Source organism: Erythrobacter aurantius (genome assembly GCF_023823125.1).
Lineage (GTDB): Bacteria > Pseudomonadota > Alphaproteobacteria > Sphingomonadales > Sphingomonadaceae > Erythrobacter > Erythrobacter aurantius.
In genome coordinates, this window is sequence record NZ_CP090949.1 from 1,950,463 (window position 1) to 1,971,878 (window position 21,416).

General features: G+C 59.9%; 18 protein-coding genes and 1 tRNA gene. 12 read left to right on the forward strand and 7 right to left on the reverse strand.

Going from position 1 to position 21,416, the window contains the following annotated elements; genetic code table 11:
* Window positions 1–133 precede the first annotated feature (133 nt).
* From L1K66_RS09290 to L1K66_RS16545, 8 genes are all read left to right on the forward strand, one after another.
* Window positions 134–1,441, forward strand: a complete 1,308-nt coding sequence (locus L1K66_RS09290; RefSeq protein WP_252257613.1) for a tyrosine-type recombinase/integrase — start codon at window positions 134–136, stop codon at window positions 1,439–1,441.
* Window positions 1,442–1,903: 462 nt separating this feature from the next.
* Window positions 1,904–5,032 (forward strand): class I SAM-dependent DNA methyltransferase, encoded by a 3,129-nt coding sequence (locus tag L1K66_RS09295; protein ID WP_252257614.1) that lies wholly within the window; start codon window positions 1,904–1,906, stop codon window positions 5,030–5,032.
* 334 nt (window positions 5,033–5,366) lie between these two features.
* Complete coding sequence (locus tag L1K66_RS09300) at window positions 5,367–5,555, forward strand: helix-turn-helix domain-containing protein (protein WP_252257615.1); 189 nt, start codon at window positions 5,367–5,369, stop codon at window positions 5,553–5,555.
* A gap of 3 nt (window positions 5,556–5,558) precedes the next feature.
* A complete protein-coding gene (locus L1K66_RS09305) occupies window positions 5,559–5,750 on the forward strand; it encodes a hypothetical protein (RefSeq protein ID WP_252257616.1) in 192 nt (63 codons plus the stop codon).
* Window positions 5,747–6,631, forward strand: a complete 885-nt coding sequence (locus L1K66_RS09310) for a DUF7146 domain-containing protein (protein WP_252257617.1) — start codon at window positions 5,747–5,749, stop codon at window positions 6,629–6,631. Before L1K66_RS09305 ends, L1K66_RS09310 begins: the two co-directional genes overlap by 4 nt.
* A gap of 2 nt (window positions 6,632–6,633) precedes the next feature.
* Entirely contained in the window at window positions 6,634–8,127 is a 1,494-nt protein-coding gene (locus tag L1K66_RS09315; protein WP_252260477.1) for a YfjI family protein, read from the forward strand.
* Between the two features lie 115 nt (window positions 8,128–8,242).
* The gene (locus L1K66_RS09320; protein ID WP_252257618.1) at window positions 8,243–8,929 is read left to right on the forward strand and encodes a hypothetical protein; all 687 of its coding nucleotides are present in this window, start codon (window positions 8,243–8,245) and stop codon (window positions 8,927–8,929) included.
* Window positions 8,874–9,038, forward strand: a complete 165-nt coding sequence (locus L1K66_RS16545) for a hypothetical protein (RefSeq protein WP_407931939.1) — start codon at window positions 8,874–8,876, stop codon at window positions 9,036–9,038. The genes L1K66_RS09320 and L1K66_RS16545 overlap by 56 nt, the downstream gene beginning before the upstream one ends.
* A 32-nt stretch (window positions 9,039–9,070) precedes the next feature.
* On the opposite strand, the gene L1K66_RS09325 is transcribed toward L1K66_RS16545, so the two are convergent.
* Complete coding sequence (locus tag L1K66_RS09325; protein WP_252257619.1) at window positions 9,071–9,880, reverse strand: hypothetical protein; 810 nt, start codon at window positions 9,878–9,880, stop codon at window positions 9,071–9,073.
* 25 nt (window positions 9,881–9,905) lie between these two features.
* On the opposite strand from L1K66_RS09325, the gene L1K66_RS09330 reads away from it, so the two are divergent.
* Complete coding sequence (locus L1K66_RS09330) at window positions 9,906–10,559, forward strand: GDSL-type esterase/lipase family protein (RefSeq protein ID WP_252257620.1); 654 nt, start codon at window positions 9,906–9,908, stop codon at window positions 10,557–10,559.
* Between the two features lie 260 nt (window positions 10,560–10,819).
* Here the strand turns inward: L1K66_RS09330 and L1K66_RS09335 are convergent.
* Together L1K66_RS09335 and L1K66_RS09340 are read right to left on the reverse strand one after the other, a co-directional pair.
* Window positions 10,820–10,894: transfer RNA gene (locus L1K66_RS09335), tRNA-Asn, on the reverse strand.
* A 99-nt stretch (window positions 10,895–10,993) separates the two neighbouring features.
* Window positions 10,994–11,806 (reverse strand): NAD kinase, encoded by an 813-nt coding sequence (locus tag L1K66_RS09340; protein ID WP_252257621.1) that lies wholly within the window; start codon window positions 11,804–11,806, stop codon window positions 10,994–10,996.
* Between the two features lie 177 nt (window positions 11,807–11,983).
* Between L1K66_RS09340 and L1K66_RS09345 the strand changes: the two genes are divergently transcribed.
* Window positions 11,984–12,811, forward strand: a complete 828-nt coding sequence (locus tag L1K66_RS09345; RefSeq protein ID WP_252257622.1) for an EAL domain-containing protein — start codon at window positions 11,984–11,986, stop codon at window positions 12,809–12,811.
* An 8-nt stretch (window positions 12,812–12,819) separates the two neighbouring features.
* Here the strand turns inward: L1K66_RS09345 and L1K66_RS09350 are convergent, their stop codons facing one another.
* A complete protein-coding gene (locus L1K66_RS09350; protein ID WP_252257623.1) occupies window positions 12,820–13,410 on the reverse strand; it encodes a hypothetical protein in 591 nt (196 codons plus the stop codon).
* A 101-nt stretch (window positions 13,411–13,511) separates the two neighbouring features.
* Between L1K66_RS09350 and L1K66_RS09355 the strand changes: the two genes are divergently transcribed.
* Window positions 13,512–14,942, forward strand: a complete 1,431-nt coding sequence (locus L1K66_RS09355; protein WP_252257624.1) for an amidohydrolase family protein — start codon at window positions 13,512–13,514, stop codon at window positions 14,940–14,942.
* Window positions 14,943–14,947: 5 nt separating this feature from the next.
* Here L1K66_RS09355 and mfd read toward each other — a convergent pair whose 3' ends face one another.
* Complete coding sequence (gene mfd, locus L1K66_RS09360; RefSeq protein ID WP_252257625.1) at window positions 14,948–18,442, reverse strand: transcription-repair coupling factor; 3,495 nt, start codon at window positions 18,440–18,442, stop codon at window positions 14,948–14,950.
* A 62-nt stretch (window positions 18,443–18,504) separates the two neighbouring features.
* Entirely contained in the window at window positions 18,505–18,783 is a 279-nt protein-coding gene (locus L1K66_RS09365; RefSeq protein WP_252260478.1) for an FAD assembly factor SdhE, read from the reverse strand.
* Window positions 18,784–18,838: 55 nt separating this feature from the next.
* Between L1K66_RS09365 and recG the strand changes: the two genes are divergently transcribed.
* A complete protein-coding gene (gene recG / locus L1K66_RS09370) occupies window positions 18,839–20,899 on the forward strand; it encodes an ATP-dependent DNA helicase RecG (RefSeq protein WP_252257626.1) in 2,061 nt (686 codons plus the stop codon).
* Window positions 20,900–20,915: 16 nt separating this feature from the next.
* Here recG and L1K66_RS09375 read toward each other — a convergent pair whose 3' ends face one another.
* Complete coding sequence (locus L1K66_RS09375; protein WP_256471501.1) at window positions 20,916–21,416, reverse strand: low molecular weight protein-tyrosine-phosphatase; 501 nt, start codon at window positions 21,414–21,416, stop codon at window positions 20,916–20,918.

The window sequence follows — 21,416 nt, forward strand, 5'->3', positions numbered from 1 at the left end:
AATCAAAGGGTGCTTTCGGTGCCATTCAGTGACGGGCAATAAAACAACGAAAATACAGATGTCTAAGGCGGATATGTAATCACTATCGGCCATTGCCATTCATTCACAGCCGCCCTAGAGTGTGGGGAAGGATGTGGGGAATGACATGGGAAAATTGACTGTTGCCAAGGTGCGAAACGCCAAGCCGAGAATTGGCAAGGATGGCCAGCCGATCAAGGCGACGTTTCAGGATGGCCAAGGTCTGTTTCTGAATTGTGCGCCAACCGGGGCAAAATCTTGGATTCTGCGAGTGCAGATAGACGGCAAGCGGCGCGACATTGGCTTGGGTGCCGCCGATGTGGACAACGCGGGGCGCGATGCTTTCGGCCCCGGTGATGATCGGCTGGATGATGCTTCGCTAATGCTAAAGCGCTCGCTCACCTTAGCCGAGGCTAGGGAGAAGGCGGCGGCATTGCGAAAGCTGGCTAAAGCGGGGGCTGATCCGGTGCTGGAGCGAGACCGCAAGCGCAAAAGGGTGCCGACCTTTGCTGAGGCGGCAAAGGCTGCCCATGAGGCGCTTAAACCGGGTTGGAGCGTCAAGACAGCAAAGGCCTTTGAAACCTCGCTCAGAGACCACGCCTTGCCAAAACTGGGGGCTTTGAAGGTGGACGCGATCGGCAGTGCCGAGGTTATCAGGGTGCTTTCCCCGATCTGGAATGACAAACCCATGATGGCCCGAAAGGTGCGCAGCCGCATTGGCCAAGTGTTAGCCTTTGCTAAGGCGCAAGGCTGGCGGACCGAGGCCCTGCCCGATGTGCGGGAACTGCGCTCGGGCCTTTCGAAGCAAAAGAAGGGCGGACACTTCGCGGCCATGCCGTTTGCCGAGGTGCCAGCATTTTTTGCGAGTGAGTATGCCAAGGACGCGGCGGCCAGCCGATCGGCCATGCTTTTTACCATTCTGACTGCCGCGCGTTCTGGCGAAGTGCGGCAGGCGACATGGGAGCAAATCGATCTGGAGGCGCGCACTTGGACGCGCCCTGCCAGCATTATGAAAATGGATGTAGGCCACGTTGTTACGCTCTCCGATGCGGCAGTGGCGTTCCTTGAGGCATACACCCCCGAGGATATGCGGGAAGGGCTGATTTTCAGGGGCCAGCGCGGGAAGCCTCTAACCGACATGGCGCTTTCAATGATCCTGCGCGACACTGGCCAAAAAGCGACCGTGCACGGTTTCCGCTCGTCATTCCGGGACTGGGCAGCCGAAAAAATGCCGACAATTCCCGCTATGGTTGCGGAAATGGCGCTGGCTCACAAAGTCGGCACTGCAACCGAGCAAGCCTATCTGCGCAGCGACCTTCGCGACATGCGGCGCGCGCTGATGGACGCTTGGGGCCGCCACGTCGCTCCGGCGCTTTCCGGCATGTCTGATAATGTTTCGATGATTGGCAAAGCTGTCGGTTGAAAGCTTACGCGCTCACACCGGTTCAATCAGAGGGAAAATCAATTCTCCGACCTCACACTCCAAAGAGGAGGACGCGCTGTAAAAGTCAGTGCCATCTACTGTGTGCATGCCTAACGGATGGTAATCATCGTTCTTGTCTACGTGGCAAAGAACTGCCGATTTGTGATGGTCAAGGCATGTCCTGAATAGGTGCGCGATCCCGTCAAAACTACCTATGTCCTCGCGATAGAGAGAGCCCGAAAGATAAGTGTCTAATAGAACCGCGTATGTCTCACCGTCGACTTTTGCAAGCCGAGGGTCACGCTGAAAATAAACTAATTTAGGTTCCTCTTGACCCGACATACATCATCGTCCCGAATTGTCTCGGGGAAGGATAGCAAAAGATGATGTGTGGGCCAATCAATCACTTGGCGGCTGGCAGACTGGCGGTTATGCCTTTCTTGAAGGGGTGGCGCATAACCAATGACCGTCAACGATTTCATTGCGAAGTGGGCCGGGGTGACGGGCGGGGCAGAGCGCGCCAACCTTGGGCAATTCATCAATGATATGTGCCAAGCGCTCGGCTTGCCGCTTCCCGGCGTTGCCGAGGGCGGGGTCCTGTCTGATTACCAATTTGAGGGCCCGGTGCAGGGCGGTGGCGCTGGCGGCAATACAGGTGCGATCGATCTCTACAAAAAGGGCTGTTTTGTGCTGGAAGGCAAACAGTCCAAATTGAGCGAAGCCGATAAGGCACAGGCCCAGCTGTTTGATATTGCCGAGACTGCGCCCGTCGCCCCCTCTGGCGCGCGATATGACAAGCTGATGCGTGACGCGTTGGCACAGGCGAAGCGTTACGCTGTCAATCTGCCAGCCGATCATCCTTGGCCCCCGTTCCTTATTGTTTGCGATGTGGGCCGCGCTTTCGAACTCTATTTCGATTTCACAGGCAACGGGCGGGGCTACGCCTATTTCCCGGACCAGCAATCCTATCGCATCGAACTGCACCAGTTTGCCGATCCCGAGGTGCAGGCGACAATCCGCGCGATCTGGACCGATCCTGCCAGCATTGATCCTCGCGCCAAGTCTGCCGAGGTTTCGCGTGAGATTGCACGGCGGCTGGCACAGGTTTCCAAATGGCTTGAACAAATCCAGCGGCACCGCACGACCGAGGCAACCGATAGCGAGCGCAGCCTAGCGATCGAAGAAACCGCGCTGTTCCTGATGCGCGTCATTTTCTGCATGTTTGCCGAGGATGTGGGCCTGTTGCCCAAGGAAAGCTTCACAAAGTTTCTGGAGCGCGCCGTCGAGAATGAGGCGGCTTTCGAACCTGAATTGCAAGACCTCTGGACTGTCATGGGAAGCGACGGGGGCAGGCGCTACGCCTCTGCGATCGGGACAGAGGTTCGCTATTTCAATGGAGGCCTGTTCGCCTCGGCCAAGACTTACAAGCTGTCCAATGCCGATCGGGGCGAACTGTTCGAAGCGGCAAAGAAAGACTGGACCAAGGTTGAACCCGCCATTTTCGGCACCTTGCTGGAACAGGCTCTAACCCCGAGCGAGCGTGCCAAGCTGGGGGCGCATTACACCCCGCGCCCCTATGTCGAACGGCTGGTGCAGGCGACAATCATGGAGGTGCTGGAAGCCGAATGGGAGGCTGTGCAGAACCCCGAAAGCGGCGATGTGTCGCTGGAGGCTGTGCAGGCCTTTCACGATCGGCTTTGCGCGCTGCGCATCCTTGATCCGGCCTGCGGAACGGGCAATTTCCTTTATGTCGCGATGGAAAACCTCATGCGGCTGGAAGGCGATGTGGTTGAACTGATCCGCCAGCTTGGCGGCACGGTGGAGCCGCGCGTAGGGCCGCAGCAATTCCTGGGGCTGGAATTGAACCCGCGCGCTGCCGTTATCGCCGAACTGGTGCTGTGGATCGGCTGGCTGCGCTGGCGCATGAAGAATGATCCAGCCGCTGCGCCAACCCCGGTGTTAAAGCAATTCGGGAATATCAATTTCGGGGGCCACGCAGGCTATGATGCGGTGCTGCGCCGCACCCATACGGGCGAGCCTGATACGGAAAACCCGACGATTCCTGATTGGCCTGAGGCTGATTTCATCATCGGGAACCCGCCCTTTATTGCAGGGCAGGATTTACGGAAGGAGTTGGGGGGCGACTATGCCGAGGCACTTTGGCAGGCTAACCAGCGCGTTCCCAAATCTGCCGATTTCGTCATGCAATGGTGGGACCGCGCTGCACATATTTTGGCGGCGAATGACAGCCCGCTAATCCGGTTCGGCTTTGTCACAACGAACAGCATTACCCAGACTTTCAGCCGCCGCGTGATCGAAAGCTATCTGCAAGAAGGCGCAATTTCGCTGTTGTTCGCGATACCGGACCATCCTTGGATTGAAGCGCCAAAAGGCCACCCTCGCCAGAAGGGCAAGCGCAAAAAAGAGCAAGGGCCAGCTGCTGTTCGCATTGCAATGACGGTCGCGATGGCGGGTGAAACGGAAGGAGCGTTGTCTGCTGTAAGGCGGGAAAGTGATCTCGACACGGATAGTCCCAAAGTGGATTTTCACGCTCCAGTAATGGGCAAAATCAATGCTGATCTCACTTGTGGAACCGATGTAACAAAGGCGGCTCGTTTGCAGGCTAATTTTGGCATTGGTCATGATGGCGTGAAGCTGCATGGCAAAGGCTTCTCTATCACGCGAGCCGATGCCATCACACTGAAGTTAGGGCAGCGCGATGGGCTGGACGCACACATTCGGCCTTATCGAAATGGCAAAGATTTGGCTGGCCGGAACCCGCAAGCGGTTACCGACAAGTTTGTTATTGATCTTTTGGGGCTGGAGGAACGGGAGGTGCGCCAGCGTTTCCCCGAGGTTTATGAGCACTTGCTGGAGACAGTGAAGCCAGAGCGAGACAAAAATCGGCGCGCGACCTATCGCCTAAATTGGTGGGTTCACGGCGAGCCGAGGCGGGAAATGCGACCTGCGCTTGAGGATTTGGATCGCTACATTGGAACAGTTGACACAGCAAAGCATCGGTTATTCCAATTTTTGCCGATCGAATTTATCTGTGATGATGGTGTTGTCATTATTTGCAGTGATAATGCTTTCCATTTGGGAGTGTTGTCATCGGACGTGCATTCAGCGTGGGCAAAGTTTAATTGCTCCGCACTTGGATTGACAGAAAGATACCCAAAATCTTTGACTTTCGATCCTTTCCCGTTCCCCGATGCGACTCCAGCGCAGCGCGCGGCGATTGCCGATCTGGCAGAGGAACTGGACGAAACCCGCAAGCTGGCGCTCGCCGAGGTGCCGCGCCTCACCATGACCGAGATTTACAACCTTCGCGAGCGGCAGCGCACTGGGCAGCTTGCGGACCTGTTAGAAGTAGACCGCGCCAAGGCCGCGCGTGTCGGCATTATCGATCGGCTCCACGAGCAAATCGATGCCGAGGTGGCAGCCGCATACGGCTGGCCAGCCGATTTGCCCCCCGCTGAAATAGTCGCACGGCTGGTGGCGCTAAATGCCGAACGCGCGTCAGAAGAAAAGGCAGGGAAGGTCCGTTGGCTTCGCCCGGATTATCAAGTGCCGAGGTTCGGCAGCAAATAGCGTGGGAATAAATCGCGCCGGATTGATTCGATCCGCGCCTTTGCACGGTTTATCCCCACCGATTCATAGCCGCTTGCCTTCGATTCCAAAGTTTGTTTCTCTATGTTGAATGGACGCAAACGAGCGTGTTTGCACCCGTAAACAGCTAGGAGAACGAACATTTTGAAGGCTCAATAAACGAAACCCCCGCCAAGATGGCAGGGGCTCCGCGCGAAAGATTGGCGTCTCATCGCTCGGCAGTTTCTATCCATTTCGGCGGGCTTCGACAACCGCAAATATGTTCGCTGACGGACCTCAGGGTTCGTGGGCGAACGCTAACATTGGATAGAACACAATGTCGAATACCTCTCCAAATCTCGAACCCTTGGCCTACAGCATTTCGGACGCTTGCCGCGTTTCCAGCATAGGCCGAACCCGCCTTTATCAGCTGATCGGCGAAGGCCGACTCGAAGCCCGAAAAATCGGGAAGCGAACGCTGATCCCAGCCGCAAGCCTGCGCGCCCTGATCGAAGGGGAGGCGTAAGCAATGTCGAACAAGAAAGAAAAAACCCCGCTGGTGGCTGCCAGCGGGGCTTCACGCGATAGCTTTGGTGGCCTTTCGCACGATCCTTCTAGCCTTGCGCTCCAGCGCGCGCAATTCCTGATGATGGCCCATTCCATTCGCCCTGACATGGCGGTGATGCTTGGCGCGTTGATCTTTGAAGGGGGCGCGCAATGACTGATGCCCGAGAATTGACGCTGGCGCTCGGCGGGCGCTGGCATGGCCGCTACGGTGTTGCACCTTGCCCTGTTTGCCAGCCGCACCGGAGAAGGGACCAGAACGCGCTTACACTGTCAGATGGCCGATCAGGCTTGTTGCTCCATTGCAAGCGGGCGGCTTGCGACTTTTGCGACATTCTGACGGCGGCTGGACTGCGGGCAGGCGATTATAGCGCGCCTGATCCCATCGATCTGGCCAAGCGCAAAGCCGAGGAAAAGGCAAAGGTTGCCCGCCGTGCTGACGCGGCACGGAACGTCTGGAGCGAGGCCCAGCCGATCGATGGCACCCCGGCAGAGGCGTATCTGAGAGGGCGGGGGATTAACTGCCCGCTGCCCGATCAGCTGCGCTTTCACCCGCAATGCTGGCACGGCCAGAGCAATGCGCGCTACCCGGCGATGGTGGCGCTTGTCGAAGGCGGGGAAAGCTTCGCGGTGCATCGCACTTTCTTGCGACCTGATGGCGGCGGCAAGGCAGGTTTGCCGGGCGGTGACAAGCTTATGCTCGGGGCAACCGCTGGAGGCGCTGCAAGGCTCTGTGACGGCGCGGGGCGGCTTGTCATAGCCGAAGGCATAGAAAGCGCCCTGTCGCTTCTCTGCGGGCTTCTGGCGGGGCCTTTGCAACTATGGGCCGCGCTTTCCACCAGCGGGTTGCGCTCACTGAGATTGCCCGAGCAAACCGGGCAGCTTGTGATTGCAGGCGACGGAGACCAGCCGGGACGCGCGGCGGTGCACGCATTGGCTACCAAGGCACATGGCCTCGGCTGGTGCGTGTCGCTGATCGATCCGGGCGATGGCTTCGATTTCAACGACGTTCTGACCGGGAAGGGGGTGGCAGCATGAGCATGCAACCTAACCTTGTCGAAACCGTGTTCGAAGCCGAGGGGCCGCAGCCACTTGTGCGTGAGATTCCCCCGGGCGCACCCTATCCCGTTTCCGCTCTGGGGCCGCTTAGCGCGGTTGTGGAGGCGGTGAAGGGGGAAACCTTGGCACCCGTCGCGATCCCGGCGCAATCCGCCCTGGCTGCTGCCTCGCTGGCGGTGCAAGGCTTTGCCGACGTTGAAACCTTGGCAGGGGCGCGTCCAGTGTCTCTGTTTGCACTGACAATTGCCCAGTCAGGCGAACGCAAATCCGCCTGCGATCGGCCATTTCTGAAACCAATACGCGCGCGCGAGCGCGAGGCTGGAATTGCCTATCGGGCCGACCGCGAGGATTGGCTGAGGCGGCATGCAATCTGGAAAGCGCAGTATGAAGGCGTAATCGCGGGAAGCCGCAAGAAGGGAGACCGTGCGGCAGCGGAAGCCGAATTGCGCGCGCTTGGTCCAGAACCAAAGCCCCCCACCTTGATCGATAGGATTGTCAGCGAACCGACATTCGAAGGCCTCACAAAGCTGTTTGCCCTTGGCCAGCCGAGCCTTGGCCTTTTTTCGGACGAAGGAGGGCAGTTTCTCGGCGGGCATGCAATGAATACCGACAATCGGCAAAAGACGCTTGCTGCGTTCAATGCCCTTTGGGACGGTCTTGCGATCAAGAGAACGCGCGCTGGCGACGGGCACCAGTCCCTAACGGGAAGGCGATTGGCTATTCACCTTATGGTGCAGCCAACCGTTGCGCGTGCTTTCATGGCCGATCGGCTGGCAACTGATACAGGGTTCTTGGCTCGTTTCCTGATTTGCGAGCCCCCGAGCGCGATCGGCACCCGTCTGTATGCCAACTCCAAAGCAAATGCGCCTGTGCTGGCCAGCTTTGAAAGGCGGTTAGGGGAAATTCTGCGAACCCCTATGCCTATCGACCCGGAAACAGGCGGAGTGGAACCGCGCTGCCTTTCGCTGAGCGCAGAGGCGCGGGAACTGCTGGTGCAATATCATGATCGGGTGGAGCGCTCGCAAAGGCCCGGTGGCGATATGGCACACCTAACAGGAACGGCCTCCAAATCTGCCGAGCAAGCGGCGCGGATTGCCGGAGTGCTGACACTGTGGAGTGATCTGCAAGCGCACGAGGTTGGACCTGTTGCGATGGCTAATGCGATCGAATTGGCGCGGTTCTATCTCTTGGAAGCTTCACGGCTGGCCGAGGTTGCGAACGTCTCAGCAGAAACCGATCGGGCCGAGCAACTTCGCCGCTGGCTTATCGAGAATTGGCCGGAACCCGATTTGTTGGTGCGTGATGTGCAGAACCGTGGACCAAACGCCTTGAGGGAAAGGGCTAGGGCTAGGGCAGCCATTCGCCAGCTGGAAGAAGTCGGGTGGCTAGTCCCGCTTAATCCGGGAACTGTCGTGCGCGGTGCCAGACGGCGCGAAGCGTGGCGCGTAGTGCGATCGGGCAGCGTTACTGAGTGAAGCCTAGGCCGCTGCGACAACTGCAACAATCGCGACAAACCGCCAGCCGAACTGGCCCATGTCGCACAAGTCGCGGTTGTCGCAGCGGTGCCAGATTGTTTGAGAAAGGTTCAAAATGCCGAATAACAAGCGAGCAAGCAAAGACACCAAGGCCAAGGCGGTGAACGTTCTGAACGCCAAGGCCAAGGATGGTGAGGAACGGGAAGCGACCCTTGCCAGACTGGCCCTAAAGCCGGGTGTGAGACACGCGACAATCGGAAACAGTTTTTCGTCCAGCCTCTTTAGCGAAAATCACGCCTTGGCGATCAATGCCAGCACCGCCGTTTTTGGCGACGCGATGGCCAGAGCGCGCGACGGCGACAAGTCACTGGCGAGCGACATACTCGCTGCACAAGCGGTGACACTGGACACAATGTTTACCGAACTGGCTCGCCGATCTGCGGTGAATATGGGCGAATATCTCGATGCCAGCGAACGCTACATGCGGCTGGCGCTCAAAGCTCAGGCCAATTGCCGCACAACGCTGGAGGCCTTGGCAAAGCTGCACCAGCCGCGAGAGCAAACCGTCAAACACGTTCACGTCAATGAAGGCGGGCAAGCTGTTGTCGCCGATCAATTCCACCAGCACGGCGGGGGGAGTGAAAATGGAAAATCAAACGAACAATCCCATGCAACCGGAGCGGCTGGCGAAAGCCCCGCGATGCTTGGCCAAGACCCGCAAGGGAACGGAGTGCCAATCCCCAGCGGTGAAGGGTCGGAAGCGGTGCCGGATGCACGGCGGGACAAATCCCGGCGCACCTAAGGGAAACCGCAATGCGTGGAAGCATGGTGGACGATCGGCGGAGGCAGAAGAGGCGGCACGCTATTTGAAAGCGATGGCGCGGTTGGTTGCGAAATTAGAGGTTGAGTGACTGCAATGTCCTAGACAGCGCAGCGCGCAGGCCTACCCAAGCACCGAACGGCTCAACGGCATGAACTTCCGCGTCAACCACACGCCGACTAGCGAGGCCAAGAAGGCACCAGAAGCGGTGATAATTGTTTCCGGTCCTGAGATGCGATTGAAGACCCCCAATGCGGCTATATGGACCAGATAGACGCCCAACATGCACGCGGATACGTTCTCCACGTTTAGGCTTATCCTCGGCAAAAGGATGGCCGCCATTACCGCACCTCCGCCCAATGCGTAGGGCAAGCTGACACCGCCAATTTGCCAGAACATACAAACGCCCAAACCGAGCGCGGATATGGCAATTCCAGCCCTAGTCCGGAACGCTATGCCTAGCAGCGCGGCTGGGATGGCATGTAGAAATTGAATTAGTGGAGGGTCAAAGGAGAGCTGTATTTCTCTCCACCATGGGGTCGCGGCTAAGAATGCAAAAGCCAATAGAGAACAAACGAGCGGCAAATGCTCTGAGCGAAGTTTCGACACCACGACGTTGACCACGAAGATAAACGGCAGAAACCATAGGTGCGTGCCGTAGAGCGCGGATTGCAAAGGGGTTAGGCCGTCATGGAACGGGTTGCCGTCGGCGGCAAACCTCCAAGCAAAATAGAAAATCGACCAGAACAGCCAAGGCACTAAAACGCGCTTCGCCAGTTTGGTTGCATCGCTGTTTGCGAAGTATGTCGAGAGGGCTGTGAAAGCGATTAGCCCAGAATAGCCTATGGCGGCTCCGGGTGCACCTGAATGGAACAGCACGATTCCTAACGCCGAAGCGATGCGAACCAATTCAATGTTTTGATTGCGAGCCATCGATGGCCTAGCCTATTTCCCGGTTATGAAGCGATCTTTGGTGCTTACTACGTTGATGGTTGTCCTTGCCGGGGCAGGTGCAGCCGTCTTGCATCAGGCTCGCAATATCGACCAAATCCCCGACGACAAGTTCTATCGTGACAAGGTCGCATGGTATCAAGCAAATCCGGCCTCGGGCCGTGTAGTAATACTGGGCGACAGCATAGTTTGGCGAGGTAAGTGGGATCAGGAGTTGCCAGAGTGCGATATGGTGATGAGGGGTGTTGAGTGGGAAACCACGGCTGGCCTTCTTGCGCGGATAGATGAAATTACACGCGTCGGAGCAGATACCGCTGTTGTCATGGTTGGAACAAACGATTTGGCCTACAGTCAGGATGACCACGCGATCTTTGAAAGATACCGCCAAGTCATCAACCGACTAGACCGAACTGCCAACGTGATTGTCGTTTCCACAACCTTGCGCGATGCCGAACAGAATGACGCTAACGCTCGGATCAAAAAATTGAACAGCGCGCTTGAACGCGAATGCAGCTCCGGCTCTTGCACCTTCATGGATCTCAACGCCGAGATTGCCCCAACTGGCTATCTACTGCCCGAATACACAACCGACGGGATTCATCTCACTCCGGCGGCTTACGAACGTTGGAGAGACATACTGGTTGGCTCGATTGATTGTTAAACCAAGTGAGAAGGGCGGAAGAGGTGCTGTAGGTAAGGCGGGACAAACCGGGTTGCGCTTAAAGGTAAGAGCAACGCTTGGAAGCACGGTGTGCGATCTGCCAAAGCTGAGGCCGCGACACGTTACCTAAAGGCTATGGCAAAACTGATTGGCCAAGATGAGAAAGGCTAATCTGTTGCTCAGATGTGGGGAATAACGTGGGGAAGGCCTGGCGCGTATCGCTGCAAGGCTTTGAAAAGTAATGAAAATTAAAGGAAAAATGGCTCCCCGAGTTGGATTCGAACCAACGACCAAGTGATTAACAGTCACCTACTCTACCGCTGAGCTATCGGGGAGCAGCTTCCCAAGCGGTATGGAGGGAAGCGAGAGCGCGCGTATATGAGTCGAGCGCGGGCATTGCAAGACCCCTTTCGAGGAAAAATGACGCCCGGAAATCAATCGACCGCAAATTGCTCCGACACGATCCGTTCGGCTAGCGATTGGCCCGGGTCGAACAGCAGTTCCAGCTCCGTCTCATGGCAGATCCGGATCTCCACCTCGGCGATGTCGCGCAGTTCCTTCTGGTCGGCCACGGCGGCGATGGGTCGCTTGACCGGTTCGAGCACGCGGAACTTGATCGGCATTTCATCAGGCAGGATCGCGCCGCGCCAACGCCGGGGGCGAAATGGCGAAATCGGGGTAAGGGCGAGCATCCCGCTGTCCAGCGGCAGGATCGGGCCGTTGGCGGAGAGGTTATAGGCGGTGGAACCCGCAGGCGTCGCCACCAGCACGCCGTCGCACACCAGCTCCTTGATCCGCACCCGGCTGCCGACGGTGACCTCGATTTTCGCCGTCTGACGGGTTTCACGCAGCAGCGACAATTCGTTGATCGCGCGCAAGGTGTGGGTCGCACCATCTTGCGTCGTGGCTTTGATTTCGAGCGGGGCGATCGTTTTGCCGCGCGCCTTGTCGAGCCGTTCGATGACGTCGAATCGTGAATGAAAGCGGTTCATCAGGAAACCGACTGTTCCGCGGTTCATCCCATAGGCGGGGATGACACGCCCTGATTCGAGCATGTCGTGCAGGATGGTGAGCATGAAGCCGTCGCCGCCAAGCACCACGGCCGCGTCTGCCTCCTCTAGCGGAGCCCATTCGCGTTGTTCGGACAGCATCGCATGGGCTTCCTGCGCGCGCGGAGCATCGGACGCCAGCAGCGCGACCTTGCGAAAGCCGTTGCGTTCAGCCTGTGTCGCCGGTGAAGTTCCCATTCACGCCCTTTCGCACAAGGTTTCCCTTGTTTCCGCCTTACCCACGCGTTCACTTTTGTGTGGATACAATAGCTGCGCGCCCCCCCTTGCGCATAAATCGCGCGTGTGATGTTCCAAAACTGGGCGGATTGCAATTGGATAGAGCAAATCGTGCCGAGTGGCTCTAGATGGAGGGAAATGGACAAAGGGCCCACATCAATCGGAAAGACGCTGTCCGGCTCGCTGCGCGAGGCTGGGGGAGAGCCCCTGCGCGGTGCGTTTCCGGGTGTGAAGGCATCCGCGCTCGAAACCGATCTGTTGCGCGCGCTTGACCGGCGCGAGATCGAAGTGCTGTTCCAGCCGCAGTTTTCCTGCCGCACCGGCGCGGTCGTCGGGGCGGAGGCGCTGGCGCGCTGGCAGCACCCGACGCTGGGGGAAATCGGCGCGCGCGATCTGTTTGCGATTGCCGAACGCGCCGCGCTGGTCGCCCCGCTTTCCCGCCATGTCGTCGCCCGTGCGCTGGAGGATGCATCGCACTGGCCCGACGAACTCACCGTATCGCTCAACATCACGCCCGAGGAACTGGGCGATCCGCGTTTTGCCGCCGATTTCGCCGCCGTCATCAGCAAGAGCGAGATCGAGCCGCATCGCCTGATGCTGGAAATCACCGAAGACCTGCTGGTGCACAATCTGGCGCAGGCGTCGGGCGCGCTTGGTGCGTTGCGGGCGCTCGGTTTTCGCACGGCGCTTGACGATTTCGGCGCGGGCTTCTGCAATTTCCGGTACCTGCGCGAATTGCCGCTGGACGCGATCAAGCTGGACAAGATCATGGTCGATGGCGTTCCCGGCGATGCCAAGGCGCTGGAACTGGATGTCTACGCCGAAGGGATCGAAACCGACGTACAGCGCGCAACAATCATCAGCGAAGGCTGCGATTACTGGCAGGGCTTCCTGCGCGCCCAGCCGATGAAGAGCGACGATGTTCTGGCCTTGTCCAAGACCGCAAGGGGTGCGGGGCACGGGTAGGGGCTGGCCTACTTCGTCGGCGACCCTCGACTTAACGACAGGCCGGTTGCGACTTCAATCTTGTCGACTATCTTTTGCGCCACGAGGCTGGAATACGGGCTGCAAATGACAAGATCATCGCTCGCCTCAAGTTCTTCCAATGCGCGCGTGACCGTATCGATCAGCGACTCTTGGTCGCCTCTAGCGGTCTGATTTTTCGCTTCCTTAAGGAAGAATCCAAGCAAGTCTGAATTCGGAACTCGACCCACAGATGGATATTTGTCTGGGAACTGATCGATCTTTCCAGACCATGTCAGATGCACCCAGAACAGGTTCCGGATGTTATCCGTGTCAGCGACGATCACATCATCGGAGCCGCTGTGCCTTGCGATGACGATGAGCGTGTTTGCCCAGGAACTGAGAAAATGTTCGGGGCCGATTTCGCTTCTGAGTTCAGATGTGAAGAACCGCGAATGCTCTTCGTCGAGATATTGCCACGGACACCCCTCGGGTATTGGAACCAGCCCGGTGAACATCGTATTCTCCCTTTCCGGGTATTTGACGGAGCCCTTTTCCCGCTTCTTCCCGTTCTGCACAATCCCACTTGGCAGCTTGGTCACTTAGAACAGGCCGTTCAGGCGGTTGTCCCGATCTCACCCAAGCGCGGTTGCCGACTTCATGGCGGCATGGCTAAGGTGCCTCTCCAGCGATGGGGGATGCCATGAATGTATTGAGAGCCTTTCTTTTCAGCCTTGCTGCATTCGTGATGCAAGCCACCCCTGCGAGCGCGCAGGACGGTGACAGGTTGCTGCTGAACAACGTCCGGATACTCCACCTCGAAGGGGAACATGCCCGGCTGGTTCCCGAAATGGCCATCCTGATCGCGGACGGCAGGATCGTTCGGATCATGCCGACCGATCAGGTCGAGACCCAAGGCGCAACGACGATTATCGAAGGAGACGGGCGGGTGGTCATGCCCGGGCTCGTCGACATGCATGTCCACGTCTGGGATCGGCAATCCCTGGGCGCCTATCTGGCGGCTGGCGTTACAACGATCCGCAATGCATCGGGGATGCCGTTCCATCTGCGCCTAGCACAGGAAATCGAGCAAGGGGACGTGATCGGCCCCCGGCTGATTACGACAGGGCCGATCCTGAACAGTCCCGGCCCTAATGCGCAGATCAACCATCAGATGATTGCGACGGCTGCGGAAGCGCGAAGTGCCGTGCAGCAACAGCACGAGGCCGGATATCGCAGGATCAAGGTGCATTCGAACCTCACCCGCGAAGCCTATGAGGCAGTGCTGAGCGAAGCGGATCGGCTCGGGATGACAATCATGGGGCACACTCCCGAAGGCGAGCGAAAGGCTGGAATGCCGTACCAGCTCCCTTTCGACATAGCCTTCGGTGAAATTCTGGATGATGGCTTTGTTACCATTGAGCACGTCGAATCGATTGTGTGGCATGGATTGCGGGATCGCCACGATGAAGCGGCCGGGCGTGCGCTTGCGCGCCAGATCGCCGAAGCCAAGGTGCCGGTCGATCCGACCCTGCTGGCATTTTACAACCTGCTCAGGGTGGCAGAGACCCAAGGCGCTTATCTTCAGCGACCGGGGACCGAGATGCTCAATCCCTTGCTGGTTGCACAAAGCCAGGCGGAGTATGATCGCTGGGCCAATGAGGATGTGGAACGGAACCGCGCGGCGTTCGAATTCTACAAGTTCATGGTCCGCCAACTCGCTGATGAGGGCGTGCTGCTTGTCGCAGGAAGCGACGCCGGGATATTCACCAACGTGCCGGGAATTTCGCTGATCGAGGAACTCGAACTGCTGGAGGAAGCTGGACTCGATATCACCAGCGTTCTGCGTGCAGCCACGATCAATCCCGCGATCGCCTTGGGCCGGCAAGACGATGTGGGGCTGGTGGTCGAGGGTTACCAAGCCGACCTTATTCTGTTGGACAGCGACCCTACGGAAGATATTGCCGCGCTCCGGTCGGTGTCTGGCGTTGTCGCCGGGGGAAGATGGCTCGACCGGGCATCGCTGGACGCGCAGTTAGCTGAAGCCGCGAAGCACGATGTCGAGCGAACCCAACGCAATCTGGTTGAAGCCCTTGTCGCACAAGGGGTGGACCCGGCAACGCTGGGTCTTTGACGCCTCTAAGCTGCTTTTTTGCGCGCTTTGCGCACAATCCCGCTTAGTCCTTTGGTCAGCTGGAACAGGCCATTCAGGCGGCTGTCGGGATCGCCCCATGCACGGTTGATGACCAGCTTCATGTCGGGCCGCAGCTTGGCGGTTTCGGGGCGGCTCTGGTTCAGCCGGTCAACATAGGCGACAAGGCCCGGGCCGTCGGGGAAATCGTCCTTGTGGAAGCTCACCAGTGTTCCGCGCGCGCCGACGTCGATCTTGGCGATGTTGGCGGTGATCGCCTGATGCTTGATTTCGATCAGGCGGACGAGGTTCCTGGTCGGGGCGGGCAGGTCGCCGAAACGGTCGATCATCTCGGCGGCGAGGCTTTCGATCTCGGCCTTGTCGCGCGCCTGGTTGAGACGGCGATAAAGCGCCATGCGCACCGCCAGATCGGGGACGTAATCTTCCGGGATCATGATCGGCGCATCGACGGTGATCTGCGGGCTGAAGGCATCCTGCGCCTTCTCCAGCCCCATTTCGCCCGCCTTGGCAGCCAGGATCGCGTCCTCAAGCATCGACTGGTACAATTCGAACCCGACTTCGCGGATGTGGCCCGACTGCTCGTCACCCAGCAGATTGCCCGCACCGCGAATGTCGAGATCGTGGCTCGCCAGTTGGAACCCTGCGCCTAGGCTGTCTAGATCGCCCAGCACCTTGAGCCGCTTTTCCGCGACTTCGGACAATTGCACGTCCTTTTCATGCGTAAGATAGGCATAGGCGCGCAGTTTCGACCGGCCGACACGCCCGCGCAGCTGGTAAAGCTGGGCAAGGCCAAAACGGTCGGCGCGGTGGATGATGATGGTGTTGGCGGAGGGAAGGTCGAGCCCGCTTTCGACGATGGTGGTCGAAAGCAGCACTTCGTACTTGCCTTCGTAGAACGCGCTCATCCGTTCTTCGATCTCGCCTGCGCCCATCTGGCCGTGGGCGCTGATCGATTTCACTTCCGGCACGTGTTCCCGCAGCCATTCTTCGACGCCGGCCATGTCGGAAATGCGCGGCACCACGATGAAGCTTTGCCCGCCGCGATGGTGTTCGCGCAGCAAGGCTTCGCGCATCACCATGTCGTCCCATTCCATCACATAGGTGCGCACCGCGAGGCGATCGACCGGCGGGGTCTGGATGGTGGAAAGTTCGCGCAGGCCGCTCATCGCCATTTGCAGCGTGCGCGGGATCGGCGTGGCGGTGAGCGTGAGCATATGCACATCGGCGCGCAGTTGCTTCAGCTTTTCCTTGTGGGTGACGCCAAACCGTTGTTCCTCGTCCACGATGACGAGGCCGAGGTTCCTGAACTCGGTTGATTTGGACAGGATCGCGTGAGTGCCGACGACGATGTCGATATCGCCCTTGGCCAGCCCCTCGCGCGTCTCTGTCATTTCCTTGGAGGTGACGAGCCGCGACAGCCGTCCGACTTTTAGCGGGAAACCGGAAAACCGTTCGGCAAAGTTCTGGTAATGCTGGCGGGCGAGCAGGGTGGTGGGCGCGACCACGGCGACCTGCTGCCCGTTCATTGCCGCGACGAAGGCGGCGCGCAGGGCCACCTCGGTCTTGCCGAAGCCGACATCGCCGCACACCAGCCGGTCCATCGGCCTGCCGCTTTCCAGATCGCGCAGCACATCGGTGATGGCCGCGTCCTGATCCTCGGTTTCCTCCCATGGGAAGCGATCGACGAATTGGTTGAAGCTGGCTTCGTCCGCTGCCAGCACGGGCGCTTTCCTGAGAGCGCGCTGGGCCGCGATCTTCATCAGTTCGCCTGCGATGGCGGTGATGCGTTCCTTCAATCGGGCGCGGCGTTTCTGCCATGCCTCGCCACCCAGACGATCGAGCGGAACCGCATCTTCGGACGATCCGTAGCGCGACAGCACGTCGATGTTCTCGACCGGGATGAACAGCTTGTCCCCGCCTGCATATTCCAGCGCGACGCAATCGTGCTGGCTTTTGCCAACGGCGATGGGTTCAAGACCGAGGTACTTGCCGATCCCGTGTTCGAGATGGACGACCAGATCGCCCCGTGAAAGCGCCTGAAGCTCGGCGAGGAAGGCGTCGGAATCCTTGCGCTTCTTCTTGCGCCGCACCAGCCTGTCGCCGAGCACGTCCTGTTCGGTCAGCAGTTCGATCGCGTCGCTGGAAAAGCCGGTGTCGAGCGGAAGCACCATCGCCGCAGTTTTGCCTTTGGCGGCCAGGCCGAGCGCTTCCTGCCAGCTGTCCGCCAGAACGGTGGGCGCGCCCGCTTCTTCAAGGATGGAGGCGATGCGCGCGCGGCTGCCGGTGGAATAGGCCGCGAACAAGGCTTTGCGCCCGGCCTTGGTTACGCCCGCGAAATGCTTCGCTGCCGCTTCGTAGACGTTGTCGCCTCGGGCCCGTTCCGGAGCGAAGTCACGCGCGCCCTTGAACCCGAAATCCAGCGTCGCCTCGCCTTCGGGAGAGGCGAACAGGCTGGCACGGTGGGCCTTGGAGTTGGCAAGGCCCGACTGGAATTCGCTGTCAGACAGATACAGCGCATCCTTCGCCAGCGGGCGATAGCTGCCGGTGCGCTCGCTCGCCACGCGGCCGCGCTGTTCGTGATAGTCGGAAATGTCTGACAGGCGCTCTTCCGCAGCGCCAAGCGCCGCCTGGTCGATCACGACCACATCATCCTTGCCCAGATGATCGAACAGTGTCGCCAGCTTGTCTTCGAACAGGGGGAGCCAGTGCTCCATCCCCGCCAGTCGCCGCCCGTCGCTCACCGCCTCATAGAGCGGGTCCTGCGTCGCCGCCGCACCGAACATCTCGCGATAGCGCGAACGGAAGCGCTTGATACTGTCTTCGTCGATCAACGCCTCCGACGCAGGGAGCAGCAGATGCGCGTCGAGCCGCCCGGTGCTGCGCTGGGTCGAGGGATCGAACAGGCGCAGGCTTTCCAGCTCGTCACCAAAGAAATCGAGCCGCAGGCCTTCTTCCAGAGACGACGGGAAGATGTCGACAATTGACCCGCGCACCGCGAATTCACCGTGATCGATCACTGTATCGGTACGGGTGTAACCCTGACGCGTCAGCAGCGCGGCGAGGCTGTCATGCCCGATGGTTGTGCCGGGCTTGAACTCGCGCACGCTTTCCCGGATGCGGAACGGCGTCAGCACCCGTTGCAGCGCGGCATTGACCGTCGTGACCAGCAATTGCGAGGACGAAGACGGTCGCTGGAGCCGGAACAGCGCCGAAAGCCGCGCCGCGCTGATCGAGAGGGCGGGGCTGGCGCGGTCGTAGGGCAGGCAGTCCCAAGCCGGGAATTCGAGCACTTCGACTTCGGGTGCAAAGAACCGTGCGGCCTCGGCCACGCTGCGCATCGCGGCATCATCGGGCGCGATGAAGACGGCGCGCTGTTTTGCCGCGCGCGCCAGATCGGCCATGACCAGCGGCTGCGCGCCGCGTGCGAGCGACGACAGGGTCAACGGCGCGTCGGCGCGCAATATGCGGTTCAAATCGGGCATGGTCAGGTCAAAAGGTCGCAGGCGCGCAGAGAGTTCCCGCGCTTTCAGAAAAGAACCGCGCCCTAGCTTGGAATATCGACGTAATCCAGCTTCTGCATCTTCTGGATCAGTTCGCCCTGAAACCGCTTTGGCACAGGTTGCGTCTGAAGCCCCCATGCCATCACGTCGACGTCATCTTCGGCCAGCAGGTCTTCGAACCAGTCCATTTCGGCTTCGCCCCATTCGGCGTGGTAGCGATCGAAGAAACCGCCGATCATGTAGTCGGCTTCGCGGGTGCCCCGATGCCATGCACGGAATTTGGCGCGGGCGAGACGGGTTTCGAAAGTGGGCATATCCGACATGGCCGGACAGGTAAGACACTCGCGCCAGCCGTGCAACCGGGTATAGACTGCGATCATGCGTCCAGAGGTGCTCAATCCGATCTTTGCCGAAAGCCAGACGCTCGACGGTGTCGGGCCGAAGCTGGCGAAGCCGCTTGAGAAGCTCGGCCTGACGCGGGTGAAGGATGTCGCGTACCATTTGCCGGAACGCTTCGTTACCCGGCGTGCCATCGCCAATCTCGACGAAGGGGCGGAGGGCGAACAGGTTATTATCGCGCTGACCCCGACAGAGCATCGCGCATCGCGCAACCAGCGCGGGCCCTACCGGGTGCTGGCCCAGGACGATATCGGCAATATCTGCGCGCTGACCTATTTCGGGCGGGCGTCCTACACCGCGAAAAAGACCTTGCCCGTGGGCGAGAAACGCTGGGTTGCCGGGCGGCTTGATCGCTATGGCGACATGCTCCAGATCGTCCATCCCGATCATGTCGAAGACAACAGCGCCGCGCATATGGGGCGGCTGGTGGAGCCGGTCTATGCCCTGTCCGAAGGGCTGACCCAGCCCAAGGTAGCAGGGCTGGTCGCGCAATCGCTCGATCGCCTGCCCGACCTGCCCGAATGGATCGAACCCGGCCAGTTCGAGCGAGAGGGTTGGCCCGCATGGCGCGACGCGATCAAGCTGGCGCACCAGTCCACCAATGAAAAGGCGCGCGACCGGTTGGCCTATGACGAATTGCTCGCGAACAGCCTCGCGCTGCTGCTGGTCAAGGCGGAGGGGCGCAGGCGCAAGGGGCAGGCGCTGATTGGTGACCGATCGCTGCGCGACCGTCTGCAATTGCCGTTCGAGACGACGGGAGCGCAGAAGCGGTCTGTCGCGGAAATCGAAGGCGACATGCAGCAGGAAGCGCCGATGCTGCGGCTGCTGCAGGGCGATGTCGGCGCGGGCAAGACGGTGGTGGCGCTTGAGGCGATGCTGATAGCGGTGGAGGCGGGCAAGCAGGCCGCTTTGCTCGCCCCGACGGAAATCCTCGCGCGCCAGCATTACGAGACGCTGAGCAAGATGGCTGCCCCCACGGGCGCGGAAATCGCTTTGCTGACAGGCCGTGCGAAGGGGCGCGAGCGCGAAGGGCTGCTGATGGGGCTGGTGAATGGCGAGATCGACATTCTCGTCGGCACGCATGCCATTTTTCAGGACAGCGTCACCTATCGCGATCTCGGACTTGTCGTGATTGACGAACAGCACCGCTTCGGCGTGCAGCAAAGGCTGGCGCTGGCGGGTAAGGGCAGGCGGGCGCCGCACACCTTGGCGATGACGGCAACGCCGATCCCGCGCAGCCTGACGCTGGCGCAATATGGCGAGATGGATGTCAGCCGCCTCGACGAGTTGCCGCCGGGCAGGCAGGCGATCGATACGCGGGTCGTCGCGCAGGAACGGCTGGAGGATGTGGTTGCCGGGGTGGAACGTCACCTCGCCACCGGGCAGCAAGCCTATTGGGTGTGCCCGATGGTGCGCGACAGCGAAGTCGCCGATATCGCCGCGGCGGAGGCGCGCTATGCCTCGTTGAAGGAGCGGTTTGGCGATGACGTGGTGCTGGTCCACGGACAGCTGAGGCCCGAGGTGAAGGACGCCAATATGGAACGCTTCGCCAGCGGCGGGGCGAAGCTGCTGATCGCGACCACGGTGATCGAAGTCGGGGTCGATGTTCCATCCGCGACGCTGATGGTGATCGAACAGGCCGAACGGTTTGGCCTAGCCCAATTGCACCAGTTGCGTGGGCGCGTGGGGAGGGGGAGCGAGAAATCGGTCTGCCTGTTGCTGCGCGGTGGGGAGCTAACCGAAACCGGCAAGAAGCGGCTGGCGCTGATGCGCGAAACGCAGGACGGCTTCCGCATCGCCGAGGAAGACCTTGAGCTGCGCGGTGGCGGCGAATTGCTCGGCACGCGGCAATCGGGGGAGGCTGCGTTTCGGATTGCCGCTCTGGATCAGGTGCAGAAACTGCTACCCGCAGCCCATGCCGATGCGCGGCTTTTGATCGAGCGTGACGGGGGCTTGACCTCTCCACGCGGCGAGGCGGCGCGTATCCTGCTGTATCTGTTCGAACGCGATTGGGGCGTGCAATTGCTGCGTGGCGGGTAGGCTGTTGCGGCCTCTGTCAGAAGCGGGCGTTCACACCATCGCGGGCCAGTGTGCGGGCCAAGGCATGACAGGCTTCGTCGATTGTCTTCCAGCACTGCTCGAATTCTTCGGAATCGCCATAATACGGATCGGGCACCGACTTTCCCTCGCGCCCCTCGACAGCATCAAGCAGCAAGGCAATGCGAGCCGTGCCGTGTCGCGGAGCGCGCGCCTTGATCCCGGCCATGTTGGCGGTATCAAGGGCGAAGATATGAGTGAAATCGAGGAAGTCCATTTCAGTCAACTGGCGCCCGATCACTCCGCCGATGTCGACGCCATTGGCGCGAGCAACAGCAATCGCTCGCGGATCGGGTGCTTGCCCGATATGGTAATTGGCAGTCCCGACGGAATCGACGATGACGTCCAGACCGATTTTGGCAGCGGCCGATTTCAATGCGCCTTCGGCCATGGGCGAACGGCAGATATTGCCGAGGCAGACGAAGAGGATAGATGGTTTGCTTGTCGAAGCCTGCAACAT

Coding starts and splice junctions, on each gene's coding strand:
- L1K66_RS09365 (WP_252260478.1), bottom strand. CDS start 18,783: ATGTCGGATATGCCCACTTTCGAAACCCGTCTCGCCCGCGCCAAATTC.
- L1K66_RS09330 (WP_252257620.1), top strand. CDS start 9,906: ATGAAGCGATCTTTGGTGCTTACTACGTTGATGGTTGTCCTTGCCGGG.
- L1K66_RS09300 (WP_252257615.1), top strand. CDS start 5,367: ATGTCGAATACCTCTCCAAATCTCGAACCCTTGGCCTACAGCATTTCG.
- L1K66_RS09325 (WP_252257619.1), bottom strand. CDS start 9,880: ATGGCTCGCAATCAAAACATTGAATTGGTTCGCATCGCTTCGGCGTTA.
- L1K66_RS09320 (WP_252257618.1), top strand. CDS start 8,243: ATGCCGAATAACAAGCGAGCAAGCAAAGACACCAAGGCCAAGGCGGTG.
- L1K66_RS09340 (WP_252257621.1), bottom strand. CDS start 11,806: ATGGGAACTTCACCGGCGACACAGGCTGAACGCAACGGCTTTCGCAAG.
- recG (WP_252257626.1), top strand. CDS start 18,839: ATGCGTCCAGAGGTGCTCAATCCGATCTTTGCCGAAAGCCAGACGCTC.
- L1K66_RS09375 (WP_256471501.1), bottom strand. CDS start 21,416: ATGTTGCAGGCTTCGACAAGCAAACCATCTATCCTCTTCGTCTGCCTC.
- L1K66_RS09355 (WP_252257624.1), top strand. CDS start 13,512: ATGAATGTATTGAGAGCCTTTCTTTTCAGCCTTGCTGCATTCGTGATG.
- L1K66_RS09295 (WP_252257614.1), top strand. CDS start 1,904: ATGACCGTCAACGATTTCATTGCGAAGTGGGCCGGGGTGACGGGCGGG.
- L1K66_RS09305 (WP_252257616.1), top strand. CDS start 5,559: ATGTCGAACAAGAAAGAAAAAACCCCGCTGGTGGCTGCCAGCGGGGCT.
- L1K66_RS09315 (WP_252260477.1), top strand. CDS start 6,634: ATGCAACCTAACCTTGTCGAAACCGTGTTCGAAGCCGAGGGGCCGCAG.
- L1K66_RS09310 (WP_252257617.1), top strand. CDS start 5,747: ATGACTGATGCCCGAGAATTGACGCTGGCGCTCGGCGGGCGCTGGCAT.
- L1K66_RS09345 (WP_252257622.1), top strand. CDS start 11,984: ATGGACAAAGGGCCCACATCAATCGGAAAGACGCTGTCCGGCTCGCTG.
- mfd (WP_252257625.1), bottom strand. CDS start 18,442: ATGCCCGATTTGAACCGCATATTGCGCGCCGACGCGCCGTTGACCCTG.